Origin of the sequence: Pseudoflavonifractor phocaeensis, assembly GCF_016901955.1 — a bacterium.
Classification (GTDB): Bacteria; Bacillota; Clostridia; order Oscillospirales; family Oscillospiraceae; genus Flavonifractor; species Flavonifractor phocaeensis_A.
The window spans coordinates 19,591-28,833 of the sequence record NZ_JACJLC010000036.1 but is presented as its reverse complement, the minus strand read 5'-3'; the positions used below and the strand labels follow the sequence as shown (position 1 = coordinate 28,833).

General features: G+C 64.4%; 6 protein-coding genes and 1 pseudogene. 6 read left to right on the top strand and 1 reads right to left on the bottom strand.

Annotated elements, in window-relative coordinates:
* The 5 genes and pseudogenes from H6B51_RS09615 to tsaA form a co-directional block, all read left to right on the top strand.
* Window positions 1–332: pseudogene (locus H6B51_RS09615) on the top strand (rod shape-determining protein MreD); the annotation flags it as partial.
* A 60-nt stretch (window positions 333–392) separates the two neighbouring features.
* Window positions 393–2,567 carry a penicillin-binding transpeptidase domain-containing protein gene (locus H6B51_RS09610; RefSeq protein ID WP_204883471.1) on the top strand — a complete coding sequence of 725 codons (2,175 nt, stop codon included), beginning with the start codon at window positions 393–395 and terminating at the stop codon, window positions 2,565–2,567.
* Window positions 2,568–2,584: 17 nt separating this feature from the next.
* Window positions 2,585–4,426, top strand: coding sequence for a glycoside hydrolase family 13 protein (locus tag H6B51_RS09605; protein WP_204883470.1), 1,842 nt, complete (start codon window positions 2,585–2,587; stop codon window positions 4,424–4,426).
* A 113-nt stretch (window positions 4,427–4,539) separates the two neighbouring features.
* Window positions 4,540–7,188 (top strand): translation factor GTPase family protein, encoded by a 2,649-nt coding sequence (locus tag H6B51_RS09600; RefSeq protein WP_204883469.1) that lies wholly within the window; start codon window positions 4,540–4,542, stop codon window positions 7,186–7,188.
* The gene (tsaA, locus tag H6B51_RS09595; RefSeq protein WP_204883468.1) at window positions 7,185–7,868 is read left to right on the top strand and encodes a tRNA (N6-threonylcarbamoyladenosine(37)-N6)-methyltransferase TrmO; all 684 of its coding nucleotides are present in this window, start codon (window positions 7,185–7,187) and stop codon (window positions 7,866–7,868) included. The genes H6B51_RS09600 and tsaA overlap by 4 nt, the downstream gene beginning before the upstream one ends.
* 94 nt (window positions 7,869–7,962) lie before the next feature.
* Here tsaA and H6B51_RS09590 read toward each other — a convergent pair whose 3' ends face one another.
* Window positions 7,963–8,358, bottom strand: coding sequence for a hypothetical protein (locus tag H6B51_RS09590; protein WP_204883467.1), 396 nt, complete (start codon window positions 8,356–8,358; stop codon window positions 7,963–7,965).
* Window positions 8,359–8,565: 207 nt separating this feature from the next.
* Between H6B51_RS09590 and H6B51_RS09585 the strand changes: the two genes are divergently transcribed.
* Window positions 8,566–9,045, top strand: coding sequence for a deoxycytidylate deaminase (locus H6B51_RS09585; protein WP_204883466.1), 480 nt, complete (start codon window positions 8,566–8,568; stop codon window positions 9,043–9,045).
* The last annotated feature ends 198 nt before the right edge of the window (window positions 9,046–9,243 follow it).

Below are 9,243 nucleotides of genomic sequence, written 5' to 3'. Positions count from 1 at the left end.
GACTGGGGGTGGGCATCCTGTGCGACGCGGTGTACTTCAACCCCGACGGCGCCATGACGGTGGGCCTGTGCCTGCTGGGGGTGGGGGCCGGGGTGCTGGCCCAGTATGTGGTGCGCCAGAATCTGGTGGGCTGCCTGCTGTGCTCCCTGCTGGCCCTGGTGTGCATTGACGCTGTGCGTATCCTGTCCCGGCTGCTGGCGGGAGGCGGGGACCTGGCCGCCATGCTGTCCCTGGCCGGGCGGGAGATCGCCTGGTCCATGGTGTTCGTATTTCCGGTGTACGCCCTCTTCCTGTGGGTGTTCCGCCGGGTCCCCAAAAAGACCGTGCTGTAACCTGGAGACAGTTTCCCCGGCCCCCGGAGGGCCGTTGATCCCGGAAGGAGGAGCCCATTTTTGGAAGGCAAGCAATTTCACATCCGATCCCTCTCCATTATCGTGCTGCTGGTGCTGCTGCTGGGCGGCTTTGCCTCGGTGCTGTACAATTTGCAGGTGGTCAACACCGATGAGTACCGGGCGGCGGCTACGGTGAAGATCTCCAATCTGGTGACAGTGGACGCCTCCCGGGGCGAGATCCTGGACCGGTACGGCCGCTCCCTGGTGGGCAACCGGGCCACCTATCAGATCACCCTCAACACCACCCCCATGGGTCAGGAGCCGGAGCGCAACGCCATCCTGCTGGAGCTGGTGAACATCTGCCGGGACTGTAACCTGTCCTGGACGGATACCCTGCCCATCTCCAAAGGGGAGCCCTTCGTCTATACCAGCGATACCGCCCTGGTGTACGCCAACAGCGAGGGCCAGCCCCGGTTCAGCTACCTGGGCAGCCTGCTGAACAAGCTGTCCCTGAGCAAGATCCTGCCCAACCGGTACACCCAGGAGACCCTGGACGGGGCGGCCACCCTGGCCGACCTGCCCGCGGGCCCCACCGCCGCTGAGGTGATGGCCGCCCTGCGGGAGTATTTCGTCATCGATGAGAGCTGGTCGGACGCCGACGCCCGGGCGGTGATCGGCATCCTGTACGAGCTCAATCTCCGCTCCAAGGACATCAACCGCAACAGCTACGTCTTTGCCACCGACGTGGAGATCGACGCCATCTCGGCCATCAAGGAGCGTTCTCTGCCTGGGGTGACCGTCAGCGCCACCACCGTCCGGCAGTACAACACCACCAGCGCCGCCCACCTGCTGGGCCACGTGGGCAAGATCTTTTCGGAGAACTGGGAGAAGTACAAGGAGCTGGGCTACAATCAGAACGACACCGTGGGCATCGACGGGGTGGAGGCCGCCTTTGAGCAGTACCTGCGGGGCAAATCTGGGGTGCTCCTCCAGGAGATGTCCACCAGCGGCAAGGTGGTCAGCGAGACCTGGTACCCCGACAGCGAGACCGGAGAGCCCCAGGTGCCTGAGCCCGGCGACCATGTGATGCTCACACTGGACCTGCGGCTCCAGGAGAAGGTGGAGGAGGTGCTGGCCGACACCATTGCCGAGCTGGCCAACACCAAGGAGAAGGGGGCGGTGGTGGTCCAGAGCGTCAACGACGGGGGCATCCTGGCCATGGCCTCCTATCCCACCTACGACCTGACCCAGATCTACAGCGATAACGACCTGTATAACCAGGTGGTCAACGACCCCCTGAAGCCCTTTGTGAACCGGGCCACCCAGGAGTATTACTCCCCCGGCTCCACCTTCAAGCCCCTGGTGGCCATTGCCGCCCTGGAGGAGGGCCTCACCACCCCCGAGGAGCAGATTAAGGACACCGGCTATCTCCAGCTCCCCGAGGAGGAGCACTACCCCTACGGAGACTACCATCCCCAGTGCTGGATCTACCGCCAGTACGGCGGCACCCACGGCCAGGAGAATCTGGCCGACGCCCTGCGGGACTCCTGCAACATCTACTTCTACACCATGGGCCACCGGCTGGGCATCGACAAGATCGGGGAATACGCCGCCATGTTTGGCCTGGGTGAGTACACCGGTCTGGAGCTCAGCGAGGTCAAGGGCTATGTGGCCGGCCCCGAGACCAGCGAGAAGCTGGGCCTGGAGTGGTACGGCGGCAACCTGCTCTCCGCCGCCATTGGCCAGGACAACACCAACGTGACCATGGTGCAGCTGTCCAACTATATCGCCACCCTGGTGAACGGGGGCAATCACTACGCCACCCATCTGCTGAAAAGCGTGAAATCCAGCGACTACTCCGAGACCCTCTACGAGTATGAGCCCCAGCTGCTGGACCAGCTGGACCTGGACCCCGCCAATGTGGAGGCGGTGAAGAAGGGTATGTGGGAGGTGGCCAACGACGAGGAGAGCACGGTGTACAGCCAGCTCCACGACCTGGTGGTGGAGGTGGGCGCCAAGACGGGCTCCGCCCAGGTGGCCTCCGACCAGAACGCCGACGCCGTGTTCGTGCTCTTCGCCCCCTATGACGACCCGGAGATCGTTATCTCCATGGTGGTGGAGGGAGGCGCCTCCGGCGGCAACCTGGCCAAGGCGGCCGGGCAGATCGTCAACTTTTATTTTGGTACCGAAAATACCACGGAATCGGTGGGGACCGAAAATACGCTGATTCCCTAAGAAGGGAGTTTTTTGGTTTGCTGGACCCTAAGACCTTTGACAGCAGAGACCTTCGATATAAGGAACCCTACGGCGCGGTGCCCTCGGGCACCAAGGTGTCCCTTGCCCTCCGGCCGCCCCGTACCAGCGGCTTTTCCGGGGGCGTGCTCATCGCCTACTTTGAGAGCACCCGGGAGCGGCGGGAGGAGATCCCCCTGACCTGGGACGGCATCGACGGGGACCGGGACGTGCTCCGGGTCACCCTGGATACCGGCCATCACGTGGGCCTGGTGTGGTATTCCTTCCGCCTGGACGGCCTGGACGGCCGCAAGGAGGAGCTGGGACCCTACCAGCTCACGGTGTACGACGGCACCGACCAGGTGCCCACCTGGCTGGGGGAGGGAGTCACCTACCAGATCTTCCCCGACCGGTTCCGGCGCACCAGGGTGCCCGACCCCACCGGCATGGTGGGGGGGCGCACCGTCCACACCAGCTGGCGGGAGGAGCCGGAGTACCGGCCCGACGCCAACGGGGAGGTACGCAACCGGGACTTCTTCGGCGGAGATCTGAAGGGGGTCATGGAGAAGCTGCCCTACCTTCATGACCTGGGGGTGGAGACCATCTACTTCTGCCCCATCTTCGAGGGGCCGGAGAACCACCGCTACGGCACCGGGGACTATGAGAAGATCGACCCCATGCTGGGTACCGAGGAGAATTTCCGGGAGCTGTGCCGGAAGGCCCACAGGCTGGGCATCCGCATCATGCTGGACGGGGTGTTCAACCACCAGGGCTACGTCAGCCGCTACTTCAACGGGGACGGGTCCTATCCCGAGCAGGGCGCCAGCCAGTCTCAGGACAGCCCCTATTATAAATGGTACCATTTCTCCCACTGGCCGGACAAGTACGACTCTTGGTGGGGGATCTACTCCCTGCCTGCCGTCAACGAGGCCGAGCCATCCTATCGGGAGTATATCTTCGGCGGGGAGGACAGCATCGTCCGCCGGTGGCTGCGGGCGGGGGCGGACGCCTGGCGGCTGGACGTGGCCGACGAGCTGCCCGACGACTTTGTCCACGGCATCCATCAGGCCGTCCGGGAAACCAACCCGGAGGCCATGGTCATCGGCGAGGTGTGGGAGGACGGCTCCACCAAGATCGCCTACGGCGTCCGCCGCAAGCATATCCTGGGGGGCCACTGCGACGGGCTGATGAACTACCCCTTCCGCAACGCCCTGCTGAGCTATCTGATGGGCGGGGACGCCGCTCAGTTTAAGGACACCATGGAGACCCTCCGGGAGAACTATCCCCCCTTCGCCTTCCACTCCGCCATGAACTTCCTGGGCACCCACGACACACCCAGGATCATCACCCTGCTGGGGTACGGTGGGGACGGCCAGGAGCACGACAAGGACTGGCGGGCCTCCTACTTTCTCACCCCCGAGCAGTACCTGCTGGGCCGCACCAAGCTGCGGCTGGGGGCTTTGGTACTCTTTGCCTTTCCCGGCTCCCCAACCATATACTATGGGGACGAGTCGGGGCTGGAGGGCTTTGAGGATCCCTTCAACCGGCGGACCTACCGCTGGGAGATGGCCGACGGTCTGCTCCACTCCTGGTATGCCAAGCTGGGCAAGGCCAGGAAGGAGCTGCCTTCCCTCCGGCGGGGCAAGCTGATCTGGGGCCGCACCGAGGGCAAGGTGATCTCCTTCCTGCGGGAAGGGGAGGGGATGCCGGTGTTTACTGCCGTGAACGTGGGCAAGGACCCGGAATCCGTCGAGATCCCCTGGCCCGCCAAGGACTGGATGACCGGTATGGAGCTGCCCCGGGGTCCGGTGGCCCTGCCCCCCATGAGCGGGTGGCTGCTGATCCCCTATCAGCCCCGCTGAAAAAGAGAAAAACCGCTGGCCCGGCGCTTTGACGCCTATCCTGCCATCTCGACGATATCCTCCTCTTGTGGTATACTGGTTCAAGCGACCTGTACACAAGAGGAGGATTTTTTATGGGCGGACAGACAGCGGGGGCGGCGGCCCACATCTGCGTGGGCCTGCTGGCCCATGTGGACGCGGGCAAAACCACCCTCAGCGAGGGGCTGTTGTATGCCGGGGGACGGCTGAAAAGGCTGGGCCGGGTGGACCACGGAGACGCCTTCCTGGACACCGACCCCATGGAGAAGGAGCGGGGGATCACCATCTTCTCCAAGCAGGCGGTGCTCAACCTGCCTACGGCGGAGCTCATTTTGCTGGACACCCCCGGCCACGTGGACTTCTCCGCCGAGATGGAGCGCGCCCTGTCGGTGCTGGACTGCGCCGTGCTGGTGGTCAGCGGCACCGACGGGGTCCAGGGCCACACCCATACCCTGTGGAAGCTGCTGGAGCGCTACCAGGTGCCCACCTTCCTCTTTGTGAATAAGATGGACCTGGCTGGGGCGGACAGGGCTGCCCTGCTGGCCGAGCTTCGGGACAAGCTGGACGAGGGCTGCGTGGATATGGGGGACCGGGAGGCCCTGTATGAGCAGGCTGCCCTGTGCGACGAGGGCCTGCTGGAGGGTTACCTGGAGACAGGGGCGGTGGAGGATGGGGCCATTGCCTCCCTCATTGCCGGGCGGAAGCTCTTCCCCTGCTGGTTCGGCTCCGCCCTCCGCCTGGAGGGGGTGGAGGCGCTGCTGTCCGGCCTGGAGACTTATGCCCCCCGAAAGACCTGGCCGGAGGAGTTTGGGGCCCGGATCTTCAAGATCTCCCGGGACGGCCAGAACAACCGGCTGGCCTGGATGAAGATTACCGGCGGCAGCCTGAAGGTCAAGACCCTGCTGGAGGGCCCGAGCTGGAAGGAGAAGGCCGACCAGCTGCGGGTGTACTCCGGCCAGAAATTCGCCCTGACGGAGGAGGCCCCGGCGGGCAGCGTGGTGGCAGTCACCGGCCTGAGCGCCGCCGCCGCCGGCCAGGGCCTGGGCTTTGAGTCTGAGGGGACGCCCCCTGCCCTGGAGCCGGTGCTCACCTATCAGGTGCTCCTGCCGGAGGGCCAGGACCCGGTGACCGCCCTGCAAAAGCTGCGCCAGCTGGAGGAGGAGGACCCCCAGCTTCACCTGGTGTGGAACAGCCGCCTGGGGGAGATCCACGTCCAGCTCATGGGGGAGGTCCAGCTGGAAATTTTGCAGCGGCTGGTGAAGGAGCGGTTCGACCTGGCGGTGGAGTTCGGCCAGGGGGGCATCGTCTACCGGGAGACCATTTCCGCCCCGGTCATTGGGGTGGGCCACTACGAGCCCCTGCGCCACTACGCCGAGGTCCACCTGCTGCTGGAGCCGGGGGAGCGGGGCAGCGGGATCACTCTGGCCTCCGCCTGCCCGGAGGACCTGCTGGACCGCAACTGGCAGCGGCTCATCCTCACCCACGTGGCCGAGCGGGCCCACCCGGGGGTGCTCACCGGCTCCCCCCTTACCGATGTGAAGATCACCCTGCTGGCGGGGAGGGCCCATCTCAAGCACACCGAGGGAGGCGATTTCCGCCAGGCCACCTACCGGGCCATCCGCCAGGGGCTGATGGAGGCCAGCTGCGTGCTGCTGGAGCCCTGGTATGCCTTCCGGCTGGAGGTGCCCGCCCCCCAGGTGGGGAGGGCCATGAGCGACCTCCAGCGGATGGGAGGCGACTGCGACCCGCCGGAGACGGCGGGGGAGCTCACCCTTCTCACCGGCTCCGCCCCGGTGGCGGGGCTGCGGGACTACGGCCGGGAGGTGGCCGCCTACACCAGGGGCATGGGGCGGCTGAGCTGCGCCCTGAAGGGCTACTACCCCTGTCACGACCAGGTGGCGGCGGTGGCCGCCGCCGGCTACGACCCGGAGCGGGACGTGGATAACCCCACCGGCTCGGTGTTCTGCGCCCACGGGGCGGGGTACAACGTGAAATGGGATCAGGTGAAGGAGATGGCCCACGTGGGCAGCGGCCTGTCCCTGGAGGAGGAGCGGGAGGAAGCTTCCGTCGCCCCCGTCCGGCCCAGCCGGGCTGCCCCCGGCCTGTCCCTGGAGCAGGACAAGGAGCTGCTGGCCATCTACGAGCGGACCTACGGCAAGGTGGAGCGCAACAGCTTCCGGCCCCAGCCCAAGCCTGCCCGCACCAGCCTGGACGACAAAAAATACAATGTCCAGACCCAGAACAAGGGGCCGGAGTACCTGCTGGTGGACGGCTACAACATCATCTACGCCTGGGAGGAGCTGAAGATGGTGGCCCAGACCAACCTGGATGCTGCCCGGCAGCTGCTGATGGACCTGCTGAGCAACTACCAGGGGTTCAAAAAGTGCGTGGTCATCCTGGTGTTTGACGCCTACAAGGTGCCCAGGGCAGTACAGGATGTAACCAAGTACCACAATATATACGTTGTGTATACCAAGGAGGCGGAGACCGCCGACTCCTATATCGAGCGGGCCACCTACGAGATCGGCAAGCACCACCACGTCCGGGTGGCCACCTCTGATGGGGCGGAGCAGCTCATCATCCTGGGCCACGGGGCCCTGCGGCTGTCGGCCACCACCTTTAAAGCGGAGGTGGAGCAGGTGTCCGGTCAGATCGCCGCCATCCTGGCCCGGAACAACAGCAAACCCGCCCCCGCCCGGCCGGTGGAGGCCGCCCTGAAAAAGGCACAGGAGGGTAAACCATGATCCCCATGCAGATCATCGCCCATATCCGCAGCGATTTTCCCACCAAGTTCGGCATTCCCCGGCAGAGTGGGCTGGTGGAGGAGCTGAAGGCAACCGTGGTGTTCGAGCCAGAGTACCGCAATCCCGACGCCCTCCGGGGGCTGGAGGAGTTCTCCCACATCTGGCTTATCTGGCAGTTTTCCCAGGCGGTGCGGGAGACCTGGTCCCCCACGGTGCGGCCCCCCAGGCTGGGGGGCAACGCCCGCATGGGGGTGTTCGCCACCCGCTCCCCCTTCCGGCCCAACCCCATCGGCCTGTCCTGCGTCAAATTGGAGGGCATTGAGAAGGACCCCAGGCTGGGCCATGTGCTGGTGGTGTCGGGGGCCGACCTGATGGACGGCACCCCCATTCTGGATATCAAGCCCTATCTGCCCTACGCCGACGCCCACCCGGAGGCTTCCGGGGGCTTTACCGGCAACGTGGGAGGGAAGGTGCTGGAGGTGGATTTCCCTCAAAACCTGCTGGACAAGGTACCGGAGGACAAGCGGGAGGCCCTGCTGGGGGTGCTCTCCCGGGACCCCCGGCCCTCCTACCAGCACGACCCCAACCGGGTGTACGGTATGGCCTTTGCCGGGCTGGAGGTGGGGTTCTCCGTAGATGGGGACCGGCTCACCGTCCGGACGGTGGAGCGGAAAGAGTAGGGGTGACGCCCATATCCGCCCGCCGGGCCACAAGCCGCCCAAAGGACAAAAAGCGGGCCTGCCGTGTGATGCGCGGCAGGCCCTTGGGTCATGATTAACTTTTTTCCTCAAAGCTGGCGCCGCAATTCCGGCAGGTCACGTTGATCTTTCCTTTTCCCCGGGGCACCCGCAGGCACTGGCCGCAGTTGGGACATTTGAAATAGCGGTGCTCCTTGTCCCGATGGATGGTGCGGCGCATCCGGAACCAGCGGACGACGGGGCCCACCAGCGCCAGAAACCGGGCGTTCTCCGCCCGGCGGCGGTCGATCCGGCGGGAGAACATACGGAACAGATCCCATACCAGCACCGCCAGGGCCAGCCAGCTCAGCCAGCCCAGGAAGGGCAGGTTGGCCGCCAGCATCAGCGCCAGATACAGGATCAACAGAAAAAAGGAGAGATGATCGCTGCCATACCGTCCATACATCAGTTTTCGCAAGTAGTTCATGAGCATGAAAGATGGTCGTCTCCTTTATTTAGTGTATGTGATATTCCATCCCTATGATAGCGCCTGGGGCTTTTCCCGTCAAGGCGACAACCGTAAACAATTCATGAATTGTGAGGGAAACACCCCTCTTTCCCGGGCCAATTCCCGGTTTCCCCTTGCGGAAGGAGCGCAAAACCGGTATACTGTCCCTACTATGACTGAGGAGGAATTGCCATGGGGCGCATTGATAAGGAGAACTATTATCTGGATATTGCCCAGACCGTGGCGGAGCGGGCCACCTGCCTGCGCCGCCGGTACGGGGCCATCATCGTGAAGAGCGACGAGATCATCGCCACCGGCTACAACGGCGCCCCCCGGGGGCGGAAGAACTGCGTGGATCTGGAATACTGCACCCGGGAGGCCCTGAACATCCCCTCGGGGGAGCGGTACGAGCTGTGCCGGTCGGTCCACGCCGAGGCCAACGCCATCATCTCCGCCGCCCGCAGCGAGACCATCGGGGCCACCCTGTACATGGCCTGTGTCAACCCGGGCACCGGGGAACTGATCCCCGGCTCCACCTCCTGCTCCATGTGCCGGCGGCTCATCATCAATGCCGGTATCCAGCGGGTAGTCATCCGCAACACGCCCACCGAATATTCCGTGGTCCACGTGGAGGACTGGATCCGGGAGGACGACTCCCTGCCCCAAACCTGACCCCCGCCCGGGGCCGCGCCGCGGTCCCGGGCGTTTTCCTGTTTTTGAACGAATAAATATGCAAATATTCTCCTGAATTTCGGCTTCTATTTACGTTATTCCTTGTCAAATCGCAGAAATTGCATGAATATTCCTTGCGCCGTTGACAAGGCAGCGTAAGAAAGTATAATATATTTTGGTAAAAATAAGGAGGAATCA

What these genes read in the sequence shown, in the direction of transcription:
- H6B51_RS09600 (WP_204883469.1), top strand. Translation starts at nt 4,540, where the DNA reads ATGGGCGGACAGACAGCGGGGGCGGCGGCCCACATCTGCGTGGGCCTG.
- tsaA (WP_204883468.1), top strand. Translation starts at nt 7,185, where the DNA reads ATGATCCCCATGCAGATCATCGCCCATATCCGCAGCGATTTTCCCACC.
- H6B51_RS09590 (WP_204883467.1), bottom strand. Translation starts at nt 8,358, where the DNA reads ATGCTCATGAACTACTTGCGAAAACTGATGTATGGACGGTATGGCAGC.
- H6B51_RS09585 (WP_204883466.1), top strand. Translation starts at nt 8,566, where the DNA reads ATGGGGCGCATTGATAAGGAGAACTATTATCTGGATATTGCCCAGACC.